This is a genomic window from Corallococcus macrosporus (genome assembly GCF_017302985.1).
GTDB classification, from domain to species: domain Bacteria; phylum Myxococcota; class Myxococcia; order Myxococcales; family Myxococcaceae; genus Corallococcus; species Corallococcus macrosporus_A.
The window spans coordinates 3,245,847-3,269,224 of the sequence record NZ_JAFIMU010000007.1 but is presented as its reverse complement, the minus strand read 5'-3'; the positions used below and the strand labels follow the sequence as shown (position 1 = coordinate 3,269,224).

The window sequence follows — 23,378 nt, the reverse complement described above, 5'->3', positions numbered from 1 at the left end:
TCGTTTCAGCTCGCGACGAGCAGGGTCCGCTTCCGGGGCAGGAAGGTGGCCACGGGCTCCGGCTTGCCGGCGACGGGCAGCGGGGCGGCGGCCTCGAAGTCGAAGGCCTCCCGGCAGCGCTCGCGCGTGGCGTGGGAGACGAGCACCGGCGCGCCGACCTTCTTCGTCAGGCCCTCGATGCGGCTGGCCAGGTTCACCGCGTCGCCGATGACGGTGTACTCGCGGCGCTGCTCGCTGCCGACGGCGCCCACCACCACGCGGCCGGTGTGGATGCCCACGCCGATGTCGAGCGTGAACTCGCCCCGGGCGGCACGCTCCCGGTTGAGGGCCTCCAGCGCCTCCAGCATGGCCAGCCCGCATGACACGGCGGCCGCCGGGTGGTCGGGCTGCTCCAGCGGCGCGCCGAAGTACGCGAGGATGCCGTCGCCGATGAACTTGTCCAGGGTGCCGCCGTGGCGGAACACCACTTCCACCATGCGCGACAGGTACTCGTTGAGCAGCGCCACCACCTGGGGGCTCTCCATCCGGTCCGACAGCGTGGTGAAGCCGCGGATGTCGGAGAACAGCAGCGTCACCTCGCGGTGCTCGCCGGCCTCGCCGTCGGTGCCGCGCTCGGAGATGCGCCGGGCGACCTCGGGGGAGAAGAAGCGGCCCAGCCGCTCGCGCTGCATCTCCTCGCGCACCACGTCCGTCACCAGGCCCATCACCGTGCGGCTGATGAAGAAGGCCACGGACGACGCGAGCACCATCACCAGCACCAGGCCGGGCAGGAACTGGGAGGGCATCAGGCCCGCGCTCAGGCACAGCATGGCCACCGCGACGATGCCCAGCGCCGTGGCCGCCGCGACGATGAGCCGCGACAGCGTCACCATGGACACGATGACCACCAGCACCAGGAACACGCCCATGGTGAGCAGCGCGGTGGGCACGCCGTTGGTGGTGGCCGGGATGGCCTGCGCCTGGAGGAAGTAGATGAGCGGCATGTCCAGCAGCGCCACGCCCAGCGCGGGCCGCCGCAGCAGGTCCGGCACCCGGCGCGCGACCGCCCACACCACCGCCGCGAGCGCGAGATAGGCCCCGAGCACGCCTCGCGGCACGCTCCAGTCATCCACCACGGCCAGCAGCAGCCACGCCGTGGTGGCGCCGACGCGCGTCATGTTGAGCCAGGAGCCGACGTCGGCCCGCCACTCCTCCAGACGGCGTTGCAGGGTGGCTTCGACTCGAGCGCGTGAGAACAGGAACCGCATGTATCAACGGAGGCTACCCCACGCGTGGGGCCCCTCTCCAGGCGGGGTCCCGCTGCGTTAGGGTCCCGGCCCATGGCGAGCATCGGGCATGTGGCCGTGGGCATGGCGCTGGGGCGGTACGAGACGGGAGCGGGAGCCCCCTGGCGCCGGCGGCTGGCGGTGATGGCGTTCCTGTCGCTGATGGCCCTCCTGCCGGACGCGGACGTGGTGGCCTTCGCGCTGCGCATCCCCTACTCGGCGCCGTGGGGGCACCGCGGTGCGTCGCACTCGTTCGTCTTCGCGGCGGCGGTGGCGCTCGCGGTGGCGGCGCTGGCCCGGTGGAAGGGCGAGTCCGCCACGCGCTGGGGCCTGCTGACGCTGGCGGCGGTGGGCAGCCACGGCATCCTGGACACGCTCACGGACGGCGGGCTGGGCGCGGCGCTCTTCTGGCCCTTCTCCGACGCGCGCGTCTTCGCGCCGGTGCGGCCGCTGCCGGTGGCGCCCATCGGCGCGGGCATGCTGTCCGCGCGGGGGCTGTACGTGAGCGGCGTGGAGTTCCTCGTGTTCCTGCCTGCCTGGCTCTATGCCCTCTGGCCCCGGAGGGCGCGCGCGGCCGGGAGCGTCCAGGTTCCCTGAAGCGGGTCCTCACGAAGGAGCATCGCGATGCGCCTGTTCACCGCCGTGACGCTGGGAGACGCCCTCACCGCTGAAACCGGGCGGGGCATCGAGCGCCTGCGTGCCCTCGCGCCGGACGCGAAGTGGGTGCGGGCGGAGGGCGTGCACCTGACGCTGCTGTTCCTGGGGGACGTGGACGAAGGGCGCCTGCCGGAGCTGCGTGACGCCCTGGAGCCGGTGGGGCTGTACCACGCGCCCTTCGTGCTGTCGGTGGCGGGGGGCGGGACGTTCGGTTCGCCCTCGCACCCGCGCGTGCTCTGGGCGGACGTGCGCGGGGACGTCGCCGCGCTGAAGGCGCTCCAGGCGGACGTGGCCCGAGCGCTGGAGCCCATGGGCTTCAAGTCCGACCACGCCGAGTACACCGCGCACCTGACGCTGGCCCGGGCCCGGCCGCCGCGAGGGGACCCGGCCCTGGCGGCGTGCGCGCGCGAGCTGCAAGGCGCGTCGTGGGGCGAGGGGCGCGTGGACCGGCTGGTGCTGTTCGAGAGCACGCGCGGCCACTACGTGCCCCGGCTGGAGGTGCCGTTGGAGCGCGGCCCCTGAGCCGGCGCTTCAGCAGGCGCGCAGGGACTCGGCCACGGGGACGGCCGCCGGCAGCGTGACGGTGAGCAGCGTGCCCCGGCCCTCGCGGCTCTCCGCGCGCAGCGTGCCGCCCAGGCCGGTGACGATGGTGTGGCTGACGGACAGGCCCAGGCCGGTGCTGTGGGGGCGCGCGGTGGCGAAGGGCTCGAAGATGTGCGCGAGCGCGTCCTGCGACAGGCCCTTGCCGGAGTCCTGCACCTCCACCACCACCTCGCCGTCCTCGCTGGTGTAGGCCGCCACGCGCAGCACGTTGTGCGCGGCGTCCTGGGTGTCCATCTGCTGCAAGGCATTGAGCAGCAGGTTGAGGAAGAGCTGGGTGAGGCGCGCCTCGTCCGCGTCCACCGTGGGCATGTCGTGGAAGTCCCGCTCCAGCCGCGCGCGGTGCTGCAGCTCACCGCGCAAGAGCTTGAGCGCGTTCTCCAGCACCGGCTGCACGGCCACGCGGGCGCGGTGCTCCGGCGGCTTGCGAGACAGCGTGCGCAGGTCCTGCACGATGTGCTTGAGCCGGGTGGCGCCCTCCACCGTCTCGCCCAGCGCGGACAGCATGTCCTCCAGGTCCGCGCGCGGAATCTTCTCGCCCTCGAGCAGCGGCTGCTTCAGCCGGTCCATCTCCTCGCGGATGAACGACAGGTTCGCCAGCACGAAGGCCAGCGGGTTGTTCATCTCATGGCCCACCGCCGCGGCGAGCGAGCCCAGCGCGGACAGCCGGTCCGCCTGGAACAGCCGTGCCTCCATCTGCTTGCGCAGCGTCACGTCGCGCGCGAACACGCGCAGGCCCGGCGGGTCCCACAGCTGCGCGACGGTGAGCTCCCAGTAGCGGCCGTCCAGGTGCACCGTGGGCGGGGGCTCTCCCGGCGGTGAGCCGCGCCACGCCCAGGTGAGCGCCGCGTGCACCAGCGGATGCTCGGCGCCGCGCTCCACCAGGTCCTGGAAGGCCGCGTGGGTGGCGGGGTTCGCGTACCGCAGCTCCCCGTCCATGCCCAGCTCCAGCAGCGGCTCCGGGTGCAGGAGCGGGAACGACGCCAGCCGGTACAGCGGGTCCTCCAGCGCGCGCAGGCCGCTGACGTCGCGCACCAGCAAACCCATCCGCACGCCGGTGTCCCCAGGTGACGGGGCGCAGGGGGTGATTTCCGCCGCGTAGACGCGCTCGTCGCCGTCGACGGTGAGCCGGTACTCCAGCCGGCCGTCGGAGCCGCCCCGGAGGACGGCCTGGAGCAGGGACATGAGCGGCTTGCTCGCCGCGGTGCCCAGGGTCTCCTCCAGCTTGCGCCCCTCCGCGCCGCGCACGTCCAGGCCGAAGGCCCGGCCGGACGGGGACCACAGCCGCAGGCAGCGCCCCTCCGCGTCCAGCTCCCCGGCCACGTACTCCGCGCCCGACGAGGGCCGCGGGCTGGACACGGGCGCGCCCAGGCCCGGGGAGCGCACGAAGCCCTCCACCCGGAAGGGGCCCATGAGCATCTCCAGGCCCGCGCCGTCGGTGTTCATCCGCGTGAGGACGGAGATGAGCGCCTGCGCGTCCGCCTCCGGCAGCCGCTTCGTGAGGATGAGGCCGTCGGCGAGCGTGGAGATGGTGAAGAGGAACGGCATGAGCCGCGGTGCGTCCGCGCCCAGGTACGACGTCAGCGTGGCGCGCATCGCGTGCGCGTCCGAGTGGTTGCTGAAGAGCGCGCACAGGTCGGACTCGCCGCGCAGCACCGCGTCCAGCGCCTTGCGGTAGGTGCCCAGGAAGCGCTGCTCGGAGAAGAGCGTGTCGGGGCGCAGGCCCACCGACTCCAGGTGGCGCACCGGCAGCAGGTGCCCGCCGGTGGAGCGCGGCGCCACCCACGCCACGCGCTTGCCCTTGAGCGTCTCCAGCGTCAGCGGCGCGTCCGCGCGGCAGATGAACGCGGAGTGGTAATGCCAGCTGCCCGAGCGCACCGCGCGAAGCACCGCGCGCGCCTGCGGCTCGAAGGCATTGCACTGCTCGGCGGTGCCCCAGGCCATCTCCACCCGGCCGGCCGCGAGCTCCGCCTCCAGGAACTCGTAGGTGGGCGCCATGGACATCACCACCGGGCGGCCCATGCGCTCCGACAGCGCCCGCGCGAACAGCTCCACGCGCACGTGCTCTCGTATCTCGCCCAGGGACGGATAGAGCAGGCAACGGATGGGCGAGTTCGATGCGGTCACGACGAATTCCTCCGATGAACCCCCCTCTGCCGCGAGCCCGAAGAGCCGGATCGCGGGTGTTCCCTACCTACCTTAAAATTTACGACAATGCCACACTATTCTTGAATCACTGCAATAAGTAGGTTCCCCAGGTTTACCACGTTCTGACCCAGGGTCGGGAGGGACCGGGACATACGGTGTGTGAAATGTGGCTCGGGAGGGGCTGGCACCGGGGCTGCACTGGGGGTGGGTGGACGGATGGAACCGCCCGAAGGGATGTGCGGATGCGCGTGCTTGTGAGGGGTTTGTGGCTGCTGGCCCTCGTGCTGGTGGGGGCGACGTGGCTGGTGGCCCGCGGTTCGGAGGCGGCGCCGCGCGGCGTGGAAGCCGTGGCGGCGCGGGTGCGGACGGGGGACGTGGTGTTCCAGACGTCGGGATCGCGCCAGTCGAAGCCCATCCAGGTGGCCACGCACAGCCCGCTGTCGCACGTGGGGCTGGTGGAGGTGACGCCGGAGGGGGTGTTCGTGGTGGAGGCCGTGCAGCCGGTGAAGCGCACGCCCTTCGCGCGGTGGAAGGCGCGCGGCGTGAAGGGGCGGCTGCTGGTGATGCGGCCACAAGGGGTGGACGACGCGGCGAAGGCGCGGGCGGTGGAGGAGGCGAAGCGGCACCTGGGCAAGCCGTACGACGCGCTCTTCGGGTGGGGGGACGAGGCGATGTACTGCTCGGAGCTGGTGCGCAAGGCGTACGCGGCGGGGGCGGGGGTGGAGTACGGCAGGATGGAGCGGCTGGGCGACCTGGACGTGGCGGGCCTGAAGCGGGAGATGGCGGAGCGCTACGGCGGTCCGGTGCCGCTGGACCTGGAGCTGGTGACGCCGGCGAGCCTGGCGGCGGATGCCCGGCTGGCGGTGGTGTATTCGGATTTCCCGAAGGGGCGTTGAGGCGGCGTCATCCCTTGAGGATTCAAGAGAGGGTCAGGGACTCACACGCGGGGGGAAGGGCCGGTAGGATGGGCGCCCATGAAACGCCTTCTTCTGCTGCTGCCGCTGTGGGCCCTCGCGGGCTGTAAGGATCCCCAGGACGGGGTGAAGGTCGTGGTTACGTACACCCAGTTCGTTCCGGGTTGCGTGCGGGTCACGGCCACGGATGACGCCAGTGGGGACACGCTCGCGACGGACGTGTCGGTCCGCGAGAAGAACGCCACCCCCGACGGCGAAATCGTGGTGGGCGTCCTGGTGCCGGAGAAGTGGGGCACGACCATCTCCGTGAGGGCGGATGCCTTCGAGGCGCTGCCGGTGAACAAGCAGTGCGGCGGGAACTCCGTGCGCAATAACAAGGAGGGCATCACCGTCTCGAAAGGCAGCGGGAAGGAAGGCAAGACTCCGGAACTGCGCCTCACGGTCGCGGCTCCGGACATGGACCTGGATGGCTATGTCCCCAAGGAGGGGGGGGGCACTGACTGCAACGACGCCCCAACGGAGTTGGGCAAGGCCACCAATCCGGGCGCCGCGGAGCTGTGCAACGACACGGACGACAACTGCGATGGCGAGAAGGACGAGGGCTTCAATATCGGCGGGAGGTGCACTAACGAGAGCAACAGCTGCACGGGCACCTATCGATGCGTAGCAGGCAACGTCCAGCAAGCCGAATGCTTCACACCCGATGCAAAGCTCGCGCTGGTGGACGAAGACCAGGACGGTCACGCCGATCCTGCGAAGGGCCAGGTGTTCGTCTGCACGGCGACCTTGCCGCCGAATCGGCTGCAGTTGGGCGCGCCGTCCGACGACTGCAACGACGGCGATCCCGCCGTCCATCCCGGCGTCACGGAGATCTGCAACGACAAGGACGACAACTGCGTTGCTGGCAAGGACGAAGGCTTCAGCGTCGGCACGACCTGCACGGATACGACATACCAATGCGCGAACAGCACCACGCAATGCAAACCCGATAACAGCGGGACCTTCTGCAAGCCGCCTGACGCGATTCCTACCTGGTACCCGGATGGAGATGGGGACCGCTACGGCCGTGACACCGGCAAGCAGGTGACGTGCGTCGATCCCAGCACCAGCACCGTGACATACGTCGCTGATGCCGGAGCGGATTGCAATGATGGCAATCCCTTCACCCATCCCAACGCGGATGAACTCTGTGACGGAGAAGACAACAATTGCAACACGGTTACGGACGAAGGCGCATGCCCCAATGGAGGACCTAATTGGATCCCCGAGTCCGTCAACGACGGAGGAGCTGCGCTGCGCAGCATCTCACTCTATGGCGACGGCGGTGTCTGGGTCGTGGGAGATGACTCGACCCGCGCCTTCAAACGGCCTGGCGACACGGACTTCACGGTCCTCGCGGGCAAGTGCCCCGGCGGCACCACATCTCGCCCGCTCTACAGCGTTTGGGCGGACTCACGCAATGAGACTGCTTACATTGGCGGTGAAGACGACGTCCTGACCATCCAGACACCGACCAGTGTCGATTGCACGCCGGTCAAGCCGCCCTCGGCATCCGGCACTACGACGGGTCTGATTGGCTTTCCCACGGATGGCGGCGTCCAACTCATCGGCGTCACAAGCGCCAACAACGGGGACGACGGCAGAACCTTCAATTGGGATGGAGGCGTCAATTCGGCCGCCGTCACGAACCAGAGCAAAAAGCCCCTCTTCGACGTTTCGGGCACGCTGACTGACCGGCTCTTCGCTGTGGGTAGCATTTCAAATAGCTCCCCTCCCAACCAGGGCCTCGTTCTTGAACGCGCATCAGGAGCGACGACTTGGAGTACCTCCACGGTTCCCAACAACACGCCTTGGTTGAGAGGGGTGCAGGTCGTCACGCCGCGCCTGGCTTATGCAGTCGGTGACTCAGGGGCGTTGATCAAATGGACCGGGGGTAGTTCCTGGACGACGGAGGTAAGCCCCCAGGGCGTCACGGAGCAATTCACGAGCGTGCTCGCGTTTGGCGAAGGCTCCATCTACATTACAACGGCAGCCGGAAACATTTATCACTGGAATGGCATCGCCTGGCAAAAGTTCGCTCTTGCTGGAGGGAGCCTGTATGACATTGCAGGCACCAACCCCGGTGACATCTGGGCCGTTGGTAACTTCGGCAACGTCTTCCACTTGATGTCCGCGCCGCCTCCGCCTCCTCCGTAACAAACCGGCTCACGGTGGGGCACCGCGCCCCACCGTGACGCCGTTGCTCAGCGCTTCACCCGCAGGACCTGGAACCCCTTTCCTCCGGTTCCGAAGCCCATCAGGTTCTCCGCTCGCACCACCAGGTCTCCGTTGGCCAGCACGCCCCAGACCTCCGCTCTTGCCAGGGAGGTGCTTCCGGCCCGCTCGTATCTCCGGGCCTCAACCCACGTCACTCCGTCCGTGCTCGTGAACAGGCGCGCGTAGACGTCCGATGCGGGCTGGATGTCTCCCACGTCCGCCCTCGCCGTTCCCATCACGAAGCCGCCTCCCGCCAGCGCGTCCAGTGAGTACGCCGGCCCCGGCAGCGTCATCAGCGCGTCTACCCTTCCACTCGCGTACACGCGCAGGAGCTTCGGGTGCTCCGGCTCGTAGAGCGTGGACTGCCCCAACAGCAGCTCCCCTCCCGACAACACCGTCCCCGTCACCGCGTTGGCCGCGTAGCCGCCCATCACCTTCGTCCACGTGCGCCCCCCGTCCGTCGAGCGCACCACCGCCGCCTGCGTGCTGCTGCTGCCGAACGTGGCCCACAACACGCTTCGCGTCGGGTCCGCGTACAGCGCCGTGCCGTGCCGGTGCTCCTGGAACGTGGCCCGTACCGCCCACGTCGCTCCGCCGTCCGTGCTCGCCCACAGCCGCAGCGGCGTGCTCGACGAGGTGAACGTCTGGTACTCCAGGAAGAACACCGTGCCGCCCAGCTCCGCGAAGCTCGCGGGCGACATCGCGCGGTAGTTCCCCAGCGATGCAACATCCGCCCATGTCGCCCCTCCGTCCGTGGAGCGCTCCAGGTGGTAGCTGCCGCTGCGGCTCATCTGCGCCAGCAACGTCCCGTCCTTCAGCACCGCCATCACCCAGAACGACGCGCCGCCCACCCCCTGCCCTCTCGCGCTGAAGGTGCGCCCGCCATCCGTGCTCGCCCACAGCTTCGAGCGGCTCCCGTCCAGCGCCAGCGCGTACACCGTGCCCGCGCCGTCCACCGCCAGCACCTCGTGCGTCGTGTTCGTGAACACCGGCTCCAGCGTCACCGGCCCCTGCACCCCGCCGTCCACCGGCGGCGTCCCCGCGTCCACGCCGCCATCCGAGCCCGCGTCCGGCGTCCCCGCGTCCACGCCCGACCCCGCGTCCGGCGTCCCCGCATCCACACCGCCATCCGCGCCCGTGCCCGCATCCGGCGTCCCCGCGTCCACGCCCGAACCCGCGTCCGGCGTCCCGCCGTCCTGCCCGGAGCCACCGCCTCCTTCCGGCTGACGAGGCAGGGCCACGCGCATCACCCGGCCGCTGGAGTTCGCGTCCACCGCGTCTCCGTAGAAGCACGGCACCTCCGTGACACTGTCCGGCAGCACGTCCAGCGTGCTCAGGTAGCCCTTGAAGCTCGTGCGCGAGTCCAGCGTCACCGGCGCGCTGAACACGCCGTCGCGCAGCACCCGCACCTGGACTTCGTAATCCGTGGCCGTCTGGAAGTGATTGTAGAAGACATACAGCGCATCCCCGATGCGCGTGACGGCCGGCTGCAACGCCCAGTCCGGTGTCCCCTCCACCAGGATGCGCGAGCCGAACGACGTCCCGTCGAAGCGCCGGTAATACAGCCGCTCCGTCTCGTCCTTGTAGACCAGGTGGATGCCGCCCTTGCCGTCCTCCACCGCGCTCAGCGCCGCGCCGTGGTAGATGCCGTCGGAGAACGCGTCCCGCTGCGGCCCCCACGTGTCCAGCGGATCCGCCGCGTCACGCACCCGCATCCGCGTGGGCTCGAAGCCGTCGTGCATGGCCCAGAAGAAGACGAGCTTCGACCCCACGCTCAAGAGCCGCCCCCCGCCCCGCTTCCGCGTCCGCCCCAGGTCCGGCTGTCTCTGGAAGCTGGCGCCGTTGTCGGTGGACACCGCCACCACCGCGGTGGCGCCGCCGTCCGCCTCCAGCCGGAACGCCTGCACCCACAGCCGCCCCTTCGAGTCCCGCGCCAGCAGGGCCCGCGAGTACGCCTGGGTGCTGTCCGCGTTGAACACCCGCACCGCCGGCTCCGGCGCCCAGGTGTCCTGCGCCGCGTCGTAGCGCCACCACTGGAAGTACACGTCGTGCCGCGACGACGCGGCCAGTGAAGGCCCCTCGTACGCGTAGACCATCGCCACGTCCCGCCCCACCGCGACCAGCTCCGCGCGGTCGTGGTGCGACGCATCCGGCTGGATGGGGGCCAGCTTCGTGAAGCTCCCGAAGCCGTCCTCGGAGCGGAAGAGGTTCAGCCCCTCCCCTTCCGCCCCCTGCTGCTGGATGGCCAGGAGCCACGTGGGCGCATGCCCGTTGCCTGTCTCGATTCGCACCGCGTGCCGATGCGCCGGCAGCGTCAGGGCATTGCCCCCGCCAGCCGGCACCATGGGCACCCCACCCGCCGCCACCACCGTGGTCAGCAGGGCTCCCACCCAGGACATCATGTGATTGCGCCCCCTGTCGTATCCCCGCGCGAAAGGTAGGGACGGGGGACCCAGGAGCAATCCAGCGGGCGGAATCCGGCGGAGGCGGACCGGCAGGGCCCGACACTCTCCACGCGGACCGGTGAACACACCCACACCGCGCGACGCCCCCGAGCCTTGTGGGAGCGTCGCGTCAGTGTCTTGCGACTACTTCGCCTTGCGGCGGCGCGGCGTCGTGGTGCCCGCGTCGGTGCCGGTGCCCGCGTCCATGCCCTCGACCGTGCCCGCGTCCATGGACGTGCCGGCGTCCGGGGTGGCCGTGGTGATGGCCGGGGGCGGGTTCACCAGCTTCAGCGAGGTGAGGAACGCGTCCGCCGTGGTGTTGGGGTGGTTGGGGTTGTAGATGACCAGCAGCGTGTACAGGCGCGGGCCCACCAGGAAGTTGCGGGCCTTCAGCTCACCCACCACCGGCGACGTGACGGTGTAGGACTTGCCGGGGTAGCCATCGAGGGTGACGTCGGCCTCTTCCTTGATGGTGCCCTGGACCTGCTTCACCAGGCCGTCCTTGCCCTCGTTCAGCAGGGCCTCCGGAGGACGGCTCGCCACCAGCTTCTCCGGGTAGTCCGCGGTGCTGATGGAGTAGATGGTGCCGTCCTCGGTGCGCGAGGAGAACGCGGCGGTGTTCACGGTGTTGGCGCCCAGCGGAACCTGCTTGCGCTCCACCTGGGGCTCCGCGGGCATGCCGATGGTGAAGCCTTCCGTGGCCTCGTAGGGCTTGAAGGCCGGGGCGGGGGCCGCGGCGGTGCCGTCCGCGGAGCCCTCGTTGGGCACGTCCTCAATGGTGGACATGGCCTGGGGACCCCCGGTTCCTCCCGAGGAGCCGTCGGTCTTCTGCTGGTTGGCGCAAGCCCCGGCGATGAGCGCGAGGGTGGTGAGCGAGGCGAGGAGGAGGCGGGACAACGGACGCATGGGCACGCTTCCTGAGAGGGAAGAGGAGTGAGACGGAGAGTCCTGTCGGACGCTAGACGAAGTGCTCCGCCGCTGACTACCCGAGTTTCGGCACGGCGCGAGGAACTTGCCCGCGCCCCGCCCCCGGAAGCGTCCGGGGGCGGACAACGCGGCGGAGCCGGAAAGTCGGCGCGGGAGGGCTATTCGCCCAGGTACGCGCGCCGAATCTCGGCGCTGTCCAGCAGCGCCTTGCCCGGGCCGGCCATCACCACCTCGCCCGTCTCCAGCACGTAGCCGTAGTGGGCGGCGTTGAGGGCCAGGTGCGCGTTCTGCTCCACCAGGAGCACGCTGACGCCGGTGGCGTTCACCTCGCGCAGCGTGCGGAAGATGGTCTCCGTCACCTGCGGCGCCAGGCCCAGGGACGGCTCATCCAGGAGCAGCAGCTGCGGCTTGGAGAGCAGCGCCCGGGCAATGGCCAGCATCTGCTGCTCGCCGCCGGAGAGCGTGCCGGCCAGCTGCTTCTGGCGCTCGCGCAGCACCGGGAAGAGGCCGAAGCCCTTGTCCATGTCCTGGCGCACCTGGGCGGTGTCCTTGCGCAGGTACGCGCCCAGCTCCAGGTTCTCGAACACGGTGAGGTTGGGGAAGATGCCCCGTCCCTCCGGCGCGTGCGCCATGCCGCGCGGCACCAGCTGGTGCGCCTTGAGGCCCGTGATGTCCTGCCCCGCGAGCGTGATGCGGCCCGCGGACGGCTTGAGCATGCCGCTCACCGCGCGCAGGGTGCTCGTCTTGCCGGCGCCGTTGGCGCCGATGAGGGCCACCATCTCGCCCTTGCCCACCGTCAGGGACACGCCCCGCAGCGCCTGGATGGCGCCGTAGCGGACCTGGAGGTCCTGCACCGTCAGCAGCGGGTCGAACGCGCGCCGCTCGCCCAGCACCTTCACCGGCTCGCTCACGCCGCGCCTCCGTGGGACTCCAGGTAGCTGTCGCCCAGGTACGCCTCGATGACCTTGCGGTCGCTGCGCACTTCCGCCGGAGCGCCTCGGGCGATGGTCTCGCCGTGGTCCAGCACGGTGATGCGCTCGCAGATGCCCATCACCAGCTTCATGTCGTGCTCGATGACCAGCACCCCCAGCGAGAACTCGTCGCGCAGCCGGCGGATGAGCACCATCAGGTCCGCCTTCTCGCGCGTGTTCATGCCCGCCGCGGGCTCGTCCAGCAGCAGCACCTTGGGGCGCGTGCCCAGCGCCCGGGCAATCTCCAGCCGGCGCTGCTCGCCGTAGGGGAGGTTCTTCGCCTCCTCGTCGCGGCGGTGCGACAGGCCCATGACCTCCAGCAGGTGCTCCGCCTGGCGCGTCAGCTCGCGCTCCTCGGCCTGGAAGCCGGGGGTGAGCAAGAGCGCGCGCCACCAGTCGCGGTAGTTGCGCAGCGCCGTACCCGCCTTCGCCATGGGCCCCAGGCGCACGGGGTGCAGCCCGCCTTGCGCGCGGCAGGCCACCTTCACGTTGTCCAGCGCGGTGAGGGCGCGGAACAGGCGGATGTTCTGGAACGTGCGCGCGAGGCCCAGGTGGTTGATCTGATGCGGCACCCAGCCATTCACCCGCTGACCGGCCACGCGCACCTCGCCCTCGGTGGGCTGGTACACGCCGGTGAGCACGTTGAACGCGGTGGACTTGCCCGCGCCGTTGGGACCGATGAGGCCCAGCAGGTCCCCCTGGCGCACGGTGAGGTTGAAGTCCGTGAGGGCCTTGAGGCCCCCGAAGCGGATGCTCACGCCGGACGCCTGGAGCAGCGCGTCTTGCGTGCCAGCGGCGGAGACAGGGGTCACGGCGGCGCTCATGTCAGCCCCTTCTTCTTCCGGGGAAGCCACCGGGGCAGCACGTCCCAGAGCTCCTTCGTGCCGAACAGGCCCTGCGGCCGCGCCAGCATCAGCACGACCAGCAGGATGCCGTACACGGGCATGCGGATCTGATCCACCTTCTGCGCCAGGCTCCCCTCCGCGCCCAGCGCGCCGAACAGCGAGCGCAGGCCTTCGGGCAGCAGCGTGAGGAAGATGGCCGCGACGATGGCGCCCGTGCTGGAGCCCAGCCCGCCCAGCACCACCATGACGACGATCTCCATGGACTTCACGAAGGTGAACGAGCCCGGGTTGATGATGGGCACGAAGTGCGCGAACAGGCCGCCCGCGATGCCCGCGAAGAACGACGAGATGACGAACGCGCGGACCTTGTAGCCGGTGGTGTCCACGCCCATGGCCTCCGCGGCCACTTCATCCTCGCGGATGGCCCACAGGCTGCGGCCGTGGCTGGAGCCCGCGATTCTCCGGGCCACCAGCACCACCAGGAAGACCCAGAAGTACACCATGGCCACGCTGGAGTACTGCGGGATGCCGGACAGGCCCAGCGCGCGGCCGAAGGCCTCCGTGTTCTGCACCACCACGCGGATGATCTCACCGAAGCCCAGCGTGACGATGGCCAGGTAGTCCCCGCGCAGCCGCAAGGACGGCAGGCCCACGAGGAAGCCGCACAAGGCCGCGCAGGCGCCGCCCGCGAGCAGCGCCACGGTGAAGAGCACCTGGTCGCTGGCCGCCACCGGGAGGAAGGACAGCGCCACCTCCTTGAGCTCCAGCGACGTGACGCCCGCGATGTACGCGCCCACGGCCATGAAGCCCGCGTGGCCAATGGAGAACTGGCCCGTCATGCCGTTCACGATGTTGAGGCTCACCGCGAGGATGATGTTCACCCCCACCACGGACAGCAGGTACGTGGCGAAGGGCGAGGAGCCCAGCAGCACCTCCGCCAGCGCCAGCACCGGCACCGCGATGAGCACGGGCAACAGGCCGCGCAGGGCCGGGGGCACGCGGCCCGTGTCCACGCCGGTCAGCGTCGTTACGCCAGGGGCCGCCATCAGACCTTCTCCGCCGCGACGCGGCCGAACAGACCGCCCGGCTTCACCAGCAGCACCAGGATGAGGAAGGCGAAGGCCACCGCGTCACGCCAGGTGCTGGCCGCGTAGCCCACGACGAACTCCTCCACCAGGCCCAGGAGGAGCGCGCCCACCACGGCGCCCGGCACGTTGCCGATGCCGCCGATGACCGCCGCCACGAAGGCCTTCAAGCCCACGTACAGACCCATGAGCGGGCTCACGGACGTGTCCTTGATGGCGTAGAGCAGGCCCGCGCCCGCCGCCAGCGCGCTGGAGAGCATGAACGTCAGCGCGATGATGCGGTCGGTGGGGATGCCCATCAGCGCCGCGGTGCGGTGGTCGAAGGACACCGCGCGCATCGCCTTGCCGAAGCGCGTGCGGTACACGAGGAACTGGAGCGCGGCCATCAGCCCCACGGCGATGAGGAAGCTGATGACCTGCCAGTTCCACACCACCACGTCGCGGTCGCCCACGATGAACCACTCGCTGGGGACGATGACCTCCGGGAAGGCCCGGGGGGACGCGCCCGGCAGGAAACCGATGTCCAGCTGGAAGCCGTACGACAGCGCGAACGAGATGCCGATGGCGGTGATGAGCGCGGTGAGGCGCGGCTTCTCACGCAGGGGGCGGTAGGCGAAGCGCTCGATGAGGAAGCCGAGCAGCGCGCACCCCACCATGGCCACCGCGAAGATGACGACCACGCCCCACAGGGAACGCTGCGCCTGGCGCCCGAGGGCGAAGGCGGTCGCGTAGCCCATGTAGACGCCGACCATCATCACGTCGCCGTGGGCGAAGTTGATGAGCTTGAGGACGCCGTACACCATCGTGTAGCCCAGCGCGACCAGGGCGTAGATGGTGCCGGCGGCCAGACCATTGATGAGGTGCTGGAGGAGCTGCGACATGTGCCGGGGGTGGCCCTGGGTTACGGAGAGATGGTGGTGACGTAGGTGGACTTGCCGTCCGCGACCTTCAGCACCACGGCGGACTTCACCGCGTTGCGCTTCGCATCCAGCGTGATGTTGCCCGCCACGCCGGGGAAGTCCTTCGTCTGCGCGATGGCCGCGCGCAGGGCCGGGCCGCTGGTGTCCGGGGCGCGCTTCAGCGCGTCGATGGCGACGCGCGCGGCGTCATACGCCAGCGCCGCGAGCGCGTCCGGCACCGCGCCGTTGTAGTCCGCCTTGTAGTCCGCGATGAACTTCTTCACGCGCTCGTCCGGGTTGTCCGGCGAGTAGTGGTTGGAGAAGTAGCTGCCGTCGATGGCGCTGCCGCCCAGCTCGAAGAGCTTCTCGGAGTCCCAGCCGTCGCCGCCCATCAGCGGCACCTTCAGGCCCAGCTCCCGCGCCTGGCGGGCGATGACGCCCACCTCGCTGTAGTAGCCCGGCACGTAGATGCCCTCCGGCTGCGTCTTCTTGATGGCGGTCAGCTGCGCGCGGTAGTCCGTGTCGCCCTGGCTGTAGCTCTCCGTGACGGTGATCTTGCCGCCCATCTCCGCGAACTTCTGGCGGAACACCTCCGTGAGGCCAATGGAGTAGGCGCTCTTGTTGTCCTGGAGGACGGCGACCTTGTTGAGCTTGAGGTTCTCCCGCGCGAACTTCGCCATCACGAAGCCCTGGAACGGGTCGATGAAGCAGACGCGGAAGATGTTGTCGCCCTTCTCCGTCACGGAGGGGTTGGTGGACGACGGGGTGATCATGGGCACGCCGGCCGCCTGCGCCTTCTCCGCCATGGCCAGGGAGCTGGAGGACGCCACCTCGCCCAGGATGAGCACCACCTTGTCCTGGGTGATGAGGCGGGTGACGGCCTGCGCCGCCTCCTCGGGCTTGCTCTGGTCGTCGTACACGCGCACGACCAGCTTCTTGCCCTTCACGCCGCCGGCCGCGTTGGCCTCCTTCAGCGCCAGCGCGATGCCGTTGCGGCTGGAGATGCCGAAGGTCGCCTGACCGCCCGTCAGCGCGCCCACTTCACCCAGCACGATGACGTCGTCACCGGCCGGAGGCGCGCCGCCCCCCTGCGCGGTGGCCGGGGCCTGCGCCGCGGGTTGGCCGCCCGCCTCTCCCGTGGGCTGCGTCTTCTTCTCGCAGGCGGCCGCCAGGACGGCGAGCGCGGCGAGGAGCATCGGGGCAAGTCGTCGCATGCGGGGAATTCCTCCGGGGGAGATGACGGGCAAAGCCCCGGTTTTCTAGGGGAGCCCTCCCCATGGGTCAAGCGCACAGCTTGGCTCCGGGGTCCTGCCAACACCCCGGAACATCGCTGTCGCGACCCCATGCCCCGCGTCAGGGCTCCAGCCAGAAGTGCTCCCGGCCCGACGGTCCCCGGCGGACTCTTGGCGGGAGGCCCGGCCCCGGTGCCCCGGCCTCCTCCCGAGGGGTGTCCGCGTCCTCCTGCGTCAGGTCCCAGCCGGCGAAGGGCGTGGTTTGGGAAGAGGCCTCATCGTCCGGCGGCCAGGCGGGCTCCGGCTCCGGCGCCATGGAGGGAGCGGGCTCCGGAAGGGACGCGCCCGTGCGGCGGCGCCACAGCCTGCCCGCCACCAGCAGCCCCACCGCGCCGGCCATCCACCCGAGTCCCCGGCCTGGCCTCATGGCTCGCATCGAAGGCTCCTTCTTCTACGCGAGCCGGGAGGTCCGGCCGGCGCCCCCACACAGTGGGGCGTGTGCACGCGCGCGGCCAGCGGGGAGTCCGGTGGCGCTGGCCCTGCACGCTCGGTGTCCGGACGGGAGGCAGGAGGGCGGTCGGTGCGGCGTCGTGAGCGGCGTGCGGCTCGGCGAGCCCCCGGATCATCTGGCGCCAGGGGTTTCCCTGGGCGCAGGTGCACCCACCTTCCTCGTGATGGCCGTGGCGGGCACCTCACGTCCCTTCCCCAAGGAAGCCGACCGCAGCACGACGGATGACCCAGGCGCTCCGCTTCCGACCACACCCGACCCCGACGTGAAGGCACAAGGAGCCATCAATGATGATCAAGCGCAACGACATCAAGGAAGGGATGACGGTCCGCAGCATCGACGGCGAGAAGCTGGGCAAGGTGTTCGCCGTGAGTGAGGGCGAGTTCCACATCGAGAAGGGGATGTTCTTCCCGAAGGACTACCTGGTCCGCTACTCGGAGGTGAGCGACATCCGTGACGGGGAGATCATCCTCAACCACGGCCGCGAGGCGCTGAGCAGCCTGTCGGACTCCGGCGGCGTCATGGCGGGCCGGGGCGGCGGCGCGGGCGTGGGCCCCGGGGCCCTGGGCGCGACGGCGGCGACGGCGACCGGCAGCAACGTGGGAGGAATTGGCGCGGGCGTGGGTACCGGCGCGCGGACGGCCGGCATCCAGGACCGCGACCTGCGCACCGACATGCGGGCCAGCGACCTGCAGGGCAAGGAGCGCATCGCGAACGACGACGTCACGCTGCGCACGCACCATGAGGAGCTGGGCGTGACCAAGCATCAGCGCGCCGCGGGCGAGGCCCAGGTGCGCAAGGTCGTCGTGGAGGAGATGAAGACGGTGGAGGTCCCGCTGCGCCACGAGGAGGTGGAGGTGGTGCGCCGCGTGGCGAAGGACCCGGTCCCCGGCGACATGGCGGCCTTCCGCGAGGAGACCATCCGCATCCCGCTGAGCGCGGAGGAGGCGGAGCTGACCAAGCGCACGTACACGGATGAGGAGATCAGCATCCACAAGCGCGACATCGAGGAGCAGGAGCGGTTGCAGGGCAGCGTCCGCCGCGAGGAGGTGGACGGCGTGACGGTGGTGCGCACCGACGCCGACGTGGACGAAGAGCGGCGCCGCACCGGCTACAACGCGAACGCGGACATCGATCCGCTCAAGCGCGAGTAGCACCGCCCACCGGAAGGTAGAACCACAGCCCTTGTGCTCCGCCCCGCATGCCGCGCCTTCACGCGCGCGGCGTGCGGGCGGTGGCGCATCGGTTGCTCAGCGCGGTGCGCGGGCTGGCGGCGTGGCCCGGGTGGGGGCTTCCCGCGCGCGGTCCATGGTGGTCTCCAGCCGCTGCGAGTCGCGCAGGCGCTCCGGGAAGAGCCGGCCCGCGAGCGCCGCCAGCACCGTGTCGCGCGCGGGCGGACAGGCGGACACCAGCCGGTCCGCCATGGCGTGGGCGGAGTCGAAGCGGGCCTCCGGGGCCTTGGACAGCGCCACCGACAGCACGTTCCACAGGGGCGCCGGCACCTCCGGGGGCTTCGTCAGCTTCTCCTGGCAGATGGCCTTCATGGTGGCCATCTCGTCGTCGCGCTCGAAGGCGCGCCGGCCCGTGAGGGACTGGTAGAGGATGAGCCCCATGGCGAACAGGTCGCTGCGCGCGTCCAGCTTCTGGCCCAGCGCCTGCTCCGGCGACATGTAGAGCGGCTTGCCCTTCACGATGCCCGGCAGCGTCACCGTGCGCTGCGCGCGCACCTTGGCCACGCCGAAGTCCAGCACCTTCACCTGGCCGTCGAAGCCCACCATCAGGTTGTGCGGCGACAGGTCGCGGTGCACCAGGTCCAGGGACGCGCCGTCCTCGCCCTTGAGCCCGTGCGCGGCGTGCAGCCCCAGGAGCGCCTGCGACACGATGGCGGACGCCACCGCCGGCTCCACGGGCCCCTTGCTGGCGCGCAGCAGCCGGTCCAGGTCGATGCCGTTCACCAGCTCCATGGCGATGTAGTACGCGCCCTGCGCCTCGCCGAAGTCGTAGACGTGCACGAGGTTGGGGTGCGACAGCCGCAGGCCGATGCGCGCCTCGTCCAGGAACTGCTGCACCATCTCCGGCTGGGCCGTCAGGTGGGGCAGGATGCGCTTGAGCGCCACCAGCCGCCCCAGCCCCTCCGGCCCGCGCGTGCGCGCGATGAGCACCTGCGCCATGCCGCCCGTGCCCAGGGGCCGCACGATTTCATAGCGGCCAATGCGCCCGCGGTTCACCGGCGTGCCGTCCACGTCCAGTTCGTCCAGCCGCTCCAGCGGGCCCCGGCCGTCCGTCAGCGCCAGGAAGGACAGCACGGCGGAGTCCAGCTGCTCGCCAATGGCCTCCACCAGCCCCATCACCCGCTTGCCGCCGTCCTCGAAGTCCCCGTCCACCACCAGCCCCAGCCCGCCCAGGTTCAGCCGCCCCAGGGTGAGCTGCTGGCAGAAGAGCATCCGGCCCTCGCGCAGCTTCCGGGGGCCGCTCCAGTGGGCCGCCTCGAAGACGTCCGCCCCCAGCTCCCCCAGGACGCGCGTCAGCACGGGCCCCCGCGTCCCGCGCAGGGACACGAAGCCCGCCTTCGCGTGCACCATCCGGGCGCACTGCGTGAGGAACACGTCCAGGCCGGTGTCGAGGTCCAGCCCCCGCTCCAGGCAGTCCTCGAGGATGTCGTCGGCCATCCGGTTCACGGCCATCAGGCCGCGCAGGAAGGCCAGCTCTTCTTCCGGGGATTGGAACGCCACGGCTCCATCAATACCCGAAAACCCGGCGGGGATGGAGCGCTCCCCGGGTGGAGTGTCAGACGCGCTCGCGGTCCACGCGCACCACCGCGGACAGGTGCTCGGGCAGCTCCCGGGGCTCCGGCGTCCCGCGGGTGACGGGGTGCTCCAGCATGCCGTGCCGGTCCAGCATGTGCTCCAGGTGCGCCACGCGCGCGCGCAGTCCCTCCAGCTCCCCGGCGGCCACCTGCCCCCGGGCCTGGACCTCCCGCACGCGCAGCCACGTCTCCACCACGGGCTTGAGGGCGAAGCGCAGCGTGAGACCGAGCAGCGGCACGCCGACGGTCATGCCGGTGACCATGATGATCATGACGGCTTCGGTCATTTCCATGAGGGAGGCTCCGAGGGAAAGCGGGACGGACGCCGGGGACTACGAACGGGGGGACCGGGCGATTGCACACCGCCCGGCCCACAACCCCGGGGTGAGGCGTCAGCCGGACTTCGCCTGGTCGGTGTAGATGGCGTCCGCGATGCGGTACGCGCTGCCCTCCAGGCGCTGGAAGGCCTCCTTCAGGGCGCCCGCGTCGGAGGTGTTGAGCACGGAGCGCAGGCGCTCCAGGTCCGCCTGGATTTCGCCGCGGTCCTTCTCCGACAGGAGGTTGGCGTACTCCTCCAGGCTCTTCTCCGTGGTGTAGATGAGCCCGTCCGCGTTGTTGCGCAGCTCCGCCAGCTCCTTCTTCTTCTTGTCGTCCGCGGAGTGCGACTGGGCGTCGTTGATCATCGCCTGGATTTCGGCCTCGGACAGGCCGGAGTTGCCCACCACGCGCACCTGCTGCTGCTTGCCGGTGCCCAGGTCGCGCGCGCTCACGTGCACGATGCCGTTCGCGTCGATGTCGAAGGACACTTCAATCTGCGGCACGCCGCGCGGCGCGGGCGGGATGCCGACGAGCTCGAAGCGCGCCAGCGTCTTGTTGTCCGCCGCCATCTCGCGCTCGCCCTGCAGGACGTGCACGGACACGAGCGGCTGGTTGTCCACCGCGGTGGAGAACACCTGGCCCTTCTTGCAGGGGATGGTGGTGTTCTTGTCGATGATCTTCGTGAAGACGCCGCCCGCCGTCTCCACGCCCAGCGACAGCGGCGTGACGTCCAGCAGGAGGACGTCCTTCACCTCGCCCTTGAGCACGCCGCCCTGGATGGCCGCGCCCACGGCGACGACCTCGTCCGGGTTGATGCCCTTGTGGGGCTCCTTGCCGAAGAACTCCTTCACCTTCTGCTGCACGCGCGGCATGCGCGTCATGCCGCCCACCAGGAGGACCTGGTTGATGGCCTGCGCGGTGACGCCTGCGTCCTTGAGCGCGATGCGGCACGGCTCGATGGAGCGGTCGATGAGGTCCGCGACCAGGGCCTCGAAGGTGGCCCGGTCCACGGTCTCCGTGAGGTGCTTGGGGCCGGACGCGTCCGCGGTGATGAACGGGAGGTTGACCTCCGTCTCCGGGGCGCTGGACAGCTCGTGCTTGGCGCGCTCGGCGGCTTCCTTCAGGCGCTGGAGCGCCATGCGGTCCTTGCGCAGGTCCAGGCCGTTGTTCTGCTCCGCGAAGCGCTTGGCCAGGTAGTCGATGAGGCGCTGGTCGAAGTCCTCGCCGCCCAGGAACGTGTCGCCGTTGGTGCTCTTCACCTCGAACACGCCGGCGGTGAGCTCCAGGATGGAGATATCGAACGTGCCGCCGCCCAGGTCGTAGACGGCGACGCGCTCCGTGGTCGCGTCCTTCACCTTGTCCAGGCCGTACGCGAGCGCCGCGGCCGTGGGCTCGTTGATGATGCGCAGCACGTTGAGGCCCGCGATGCGGCCCGCGTCCTTCGTCGCCTGGCGCTGGCTGTCGTTGAAGTAGGCGGGGACGGTGATGACGGCCTCGGTGACGGGCTCACCCAGGTAGTCCTCCGCCGTCTGCTTCATCTTCATCAGCACGATGGCGGAGACTTCCGGCGGGCTGTAGCCCTTGCCGCGGATCTCCACCCACGCGTCGCCGTTGGGGCTGGGCGCCACCTTGAAGGAGGAGACGCCAATGGCCTTCCTCGCCTCCGGCGAGTCGTACTTCCGGCCGATGAGCCGCTTGGCCGCGAAGACGGTGTTCTCCGGGTTGGTGATGGCCTGCCGCTTGGCAATCTGGCCCACCAGGCGCTCACCGGAGTCGGTGAAGCCCACCATGGAGGGCGTGGTGCGGCTGCCTTCGCTGTTGGGGATGACCACCGGCTCGCCGCCTTCCATCACGGCGACGCAGGAGTTGGTGGTGCCCAGGTCGATTCCAATCACCTTCGCCATGACTACTGCTCCCCCCCGGAGGAACTGTCGGACGGCGCGGAAGTCTGGGGCTCCGCGCTGCTGCTGCCTTCTTCAGAGGCCTTCGGTGCTTCAGTGCTGGCCGCGGGCGCGGCCACTTCCGGCGCGCGGGCGACGACGACCATGGCCGGACGCACCAGGCGGTCGTTGAGGTAGAAGCCGCGCGTCACCTCGAAGAGCACGTGGCCCGCCGGGACGTCCGCGGACTCCACCTGCTGGATGGCTTCGTGCAGGCGCGGGTCGAAGGGCTGGCCCTTGGCGGAGAAGCCCTTCACGCCGTGGCGCGCGAGCGAGTCCTCGAAGGACTTGCGCGTCATGGCCACGCCCTTCTGGAAGCTGTCGAAGTCGGGGGACTTGCCGGCGGCGTCGAGCGCGCGGTCCAGGTTGTCCACCACGGGGAGCAGGTCCTTGAGGAGCTTCTCCACGCCGAACTTCTGGACGTCCTCCTTCTCCTTCTGCGCGCGCTTCCGGTAGTTCTCCAGGTCCGCGGCGGAGCGGACGGCCCGGTCCTGGAAGTCCTTGGCGCGCTCGTGCGCCTCCTTCAGGCGCTCCAGCGTCTCGCGAGCCTTGGTCTGGCTGAAGTCCAGCTGCGCGCGCAGCGACTCCACCTCCTGGCGGAGCGCGGCCGCGTCCTCGGTGGGGGGAGTGACTTCGGGGGTGGAGGCGTCCGCTTCGGCGGGAGGGGCGGAGACGTCCAGCTCCACCTCCGTGCCCGCGCTGTCCGCGTCTTCGTCCATCCGACGCTCGACGCTGCGAACCGCATCGTCGATCACGTCCTGCCCGATGTCCGTCTGGATGCTACCCTTGTCATTGGTACCCGACACGGCGCGCACTATCTCACGCGACGCGGAGCGATCCAACAGGACCCGGGGAGGTCGCGCGAGCCCGGCGTGCGGGCAGGCGCGACTTCATACGCAGCGGAACTTCACGCCCCGGGCGCGGGTTTCTTGCGTCCCAACGTTTTCTTGGAAGCCGATTTCTTCGCGGCCCGGGCGCCCTTGGGAGCCGCGGGAGCGCCCGCGGTCTTCTTGCGGCCAATGGACTTGTCGGCGGCCTTCGGCTTGTCGGAGGTCTTCGCGCGAGCCGGGCGGCTGGGGGCGGCGTCCTCCTGCGCCGGGGCGGCCCTGGGGGCCCGGGCCTGGGAGGCGGGCGGAGGGGTGGCGTCAGCGGGGCTGGAGCCGGGCTTGAAGGCCTCCTCGACGGAGGTCTCCACGCGGCGCACGGCGGTTTCGATCTTCTCCGCGGCCGTCTTGGTGGTGGCGGCGGCCCAGGTGCGCAGCTGCACGAGGCCTTCCTTCACCTTGGCCTGCTTCTCCGGGTCCTTCACTTCCTTGAGGAGGCGCTCGGCCTCGCCGCGGAGGTCGTCCGTGGTGCGCTTGAGGTCCTCGCCGGTGCGCTTGAGGAAGTCCATCAACTGCCTGTCCCACTTCTCGGCCATGACGCATCTCCTCCGTCTGCTCGAACCCATCCAACTGCACGCGCGGACCGGGCGCAAAGCCTTCCGCGCTGTCCGTGTAGGACGGCGGACCGCGCCATCCATTGCCGTGTGGCAGTGCGTCAGGCGCCCCGCCGGGGTGCAAG

General features: G+C 70.3%; 20 protein-coding genes. 5 read left to right on the top strand and 15 right to left on the bottom strand.

Annotated elements, in window-relative coordinates:
• Positions 1-5: 5 nt before the first annotated feature.
• Positions 6-1,247, bottom strand: coding sequence for an adenylate/guanylate cyclase domain-containing protein (locus JYK02_RS26040; protein ID WP_207054882.1), 1,242 nt, complete (start codon positions 1,245-1,247; stop codon positions 6-8).
• 72 nt (positions 1,248-1,319) lie between these two features.
• On the opposite strand from JYK02_RS26040, the gene JYK02_RS26035 reads away from it, so the two are divergent.
• Both JYK02_RS26035 and thpR read left to right on the top strand, forming a co-directional pair.
• Positions 1,320-1,862 (top strand): metal-dependent hydrolase, encoded by a 543-nt coding sequence (locus tag JYK02_RS26035; protein WP_207054881.1) that lies wholly within the window; start codon positions 1,320-1,322, stop codon positions 1,860-1,862.
• Positions 1,863-1,889: 27 nt separating this feature from the next.
• Positions 1,890-2,444, top strand: coding sequence for an RNA 2',3'-cyclic phosphodiesterase (gene thpR / locus JYK02_RS26030; RefSeq protein WP_207054880.1), 555 nt, complete (start codon positions 1,890-1,892; stop codon positions 2,442-2,444).
• A 9-nt stretch (positions 2,445-2,453) separates the two neighbouring features.
• Here the strand turns inward: thpR and JYK02_RS26025 are convergent, their stop codons facing one another.
• Positions 2,454-4,649 (bottom strand): PhnD/SsuA/transferrin family substrate-binding protein, encoded by a 2,196-nt coding sequence (locus tag JYK02_RS26025; protein WP_207054879.1) that lies wholly within the window; start codon positions 4,647-4,649, stop codon positions 2,454-2,456.
• 263 nt (positions 4,650-4,912) lie between these two features.
• On the opposite strand from JYK02_RS26025, the gene JYK02_RS26020 reads away from it, so the two are divergent.
• Together JYK02_RS26020 and JYK02_RS26015 are read left to right on the top strand one after the other, a co-directional pair.
• Entirely contained in the window at positions 4,913-5,566 is a 654-nt protein-coding gene (locus tag JYK02_RS26020) for a YiiX/YebB-like N1pC/P60 family cysteine hydrolase (RefSeq protein ID WP_207054877.1), read from the top strand.
• Positions 5,567-5,644: 78 nt separating this feature from the next.
• A complete protein-coding gene (locus JYK02_RS26015; protein ID WP_207054875.1) occupies positions 5,645-7,780 on the top strand; it encodes a putative metal-binding motif-containing protein in 2,136 nt (711 codons plus the stop codon).
• A gap of 47 nt (positions 7,781-7,827) precedes the next feature.
• Here JYK02_RS26015 and JYK02_RS26010 read toward each other — a convergent pair whose 3' ends face one another.
• The 8 genes from JYK02_RS26010 to JYK02_RS25975 form a co-directional block, all read right to left on the bottom strand.
• Entirely contained in the window at positions 7,828-10,242 is a 2,415-nt protein-coding gene (locus JYK02_RS26010; RefSeq protein WP_242588901.1) for a WD40/YVTN/BNR-like repeat-containing protein, read from the bottom strand.
• Between the two features lie 186 nt (positions 10,243-10,428).
• A complete protein-coding gene (locus JYK02_RS26005) occupies positions 10,429-11,190 on the bottom strand; it encodes a hypothetical protein (RefSeq protein ID WP_242588900.1) in 762 nt (253 codons plus the stop codon).
• A 179-nt stretch (positions 11,191-11,369) separates the two neighbouring features.
• Positions 11,370-12,122: an ATP-binding cassette domain-containing protein gene (locus JYK02_RS26000; protein ID WP_207054872.1), complete on the bottom strand. Its 753-nt coding sequence runs from the start codon at positions 12,120-12,122 to the stop codon at positions 11,370-11,372.
• Positions 12,119-13,006 (bottom strand): ABC transporter ATP-binding protein, encoded by an 888-nt coding sequence (locus JYK02_RS25995; RefSeq protein ID WP_207054871.1) that lies wholly within the window; start codon positions 13,004-13,006, stop codon positions 12,119-12,121. Before JYK02_RS25995 ends, JYK02_RS26000 begins: the two co-directional genes overlap by 4 nt.
• A complete protein-coding gene (locus tag JYK02_RS25990) occupies positions 13,003-14,073 on the bottom strand; it encodes a branched-chain amino acid ABC transporter permease (protein WP_207054870.1) in 1,071 nt (356 codons plus the stop codon). The genes JYK02_RS25995 and JYK02_RS25990 overlap by 4 nt, the downstream gene beginning before the upstream one ends.
• Complete coding sequence (locus JYK02_RS25985; protein WP_207054869.1) at positions 14,073-14,993, bottom strand: branched-chain amino acid ABC transporter permease; 921 nt, start codon at positions 14,991-14,993, stop codon at positions 14,073-14,075. Before JYK02_RS25985 ends, JYK02_RS25990 begins: the two co-directional genes overlap by 1 nt.
• Before the next feature lie 20 nt (positions 14,994-15,013).
• A complete protein-coding gene (locus tag JYK02_RS25980) occupies positions 15,014-16,225 on the bottom strand; it encodes an ABC transporter substrate-binding protein (protein WP_207054868.1) in 1,212 nt (403 codons plus the stop codon).
• Positions 16,226-16,364: 139 nt separating this feature from the next.
• Positions 16,365-16,679, bottom strand: a complete 315-nt coding sequence (locus JYK02_RS25975; RefSeq protein WP_207054867.1) for a hypothetical protein — start codon at positions 16,677-16,679, stop codon at positions 16,365-16,367.
• Between the two features lie 359 nt (positions 16,680-17,038).
• Between JYK02_RS25975 and JYK02_RS25970 the strand changes: the two genes are divergently transcribed.
• The gene (locus JYK02_RS25970) at positions 17,039-17,905 is read left to right on the top strand and encodes a YsnF/AvaK domain-containing protein (RefSeq protein WP_242588899.1); all 867 of its coding nucleotides are present in this window, start codon (positions 17,039-17,041) and stop codon (positions 17,903-17,905) included.
• Positions 17,906-18,001: 96 nt separating this feature from the next.
• On the opposite strand, the gene JYK02_RS25965 is transcribed toward JYK02_RS25970, so the two are convergent.
• The 5 genes from JYK02_RS25965 to JYK02_RS25945 all read right to left on the bottom strand — a co-directional run bounded on the left by JYK02_RS25965 (position 18,002) and on the right by JYK02_RS25945 (position 23,235).
• Positions 18,002-19,435, bottom strand: a complete 1,434-nt coding sequence (locus JYK02_RS25965) for a serine/threonine-protein kinase (RefSeq protein WP_207055335.1) — start codon at positions 19,433-19,435, stop codon at positions 18,002-18,004.
• A gap of 103 nt (positions 19,436-19,538) precedes the next feature.
• Positions 19,539-19,850 carry a hypothetical protein gene (locus JYK02_RS25960; RefSeq protein WP_207054866.1) on the bottom strand — a complete coding sequence of 104 codons (312 nt, stop codon included), beginning with the start codon at positions 19,848-19,850 and terminating at the stop codon, positions 19,539-19,541.
• 99 nt (positions 19,851-19,949) lie between these two features.
• Positions 19,950-21,779, bottom strand: coding sequence for a molecular chaperone DnaK (dnaK, locus tag JYK02_RS25955; RefSeq protein ID WP_207054864.1), 1,830 nt, complete (start codon positions 21,777-21,779; stop codon positions 19,950-19,952).
• Positions 21,780-21,781: 2 nt separating this feature from the next.
• A complete protein-coding gene (gene grpE, locus JYK02_RS25950) occupies positions 21,782-22,630 on the bottom strand; it encodes a nucleotide exchange factor GrpE (RefSeq protein ID WP_207054862.1) in 849 nt (282 codons plus the stop codon).
• Positions 22,631-22,722: 92 nt separating this feature from the next.
• Complete coding sequence (locus tag JYK02_RS25945; protein WP_207054860.1) at positions 22,723-23,235, bottom strand: transcriptional regulator; 513 nt, start codon at positions 23,233-23,235, stop codon at positions 22,723-22,725.
• Between the last annotated feature and the right edge of the window lie 143 nt (positions 23,236-23,378).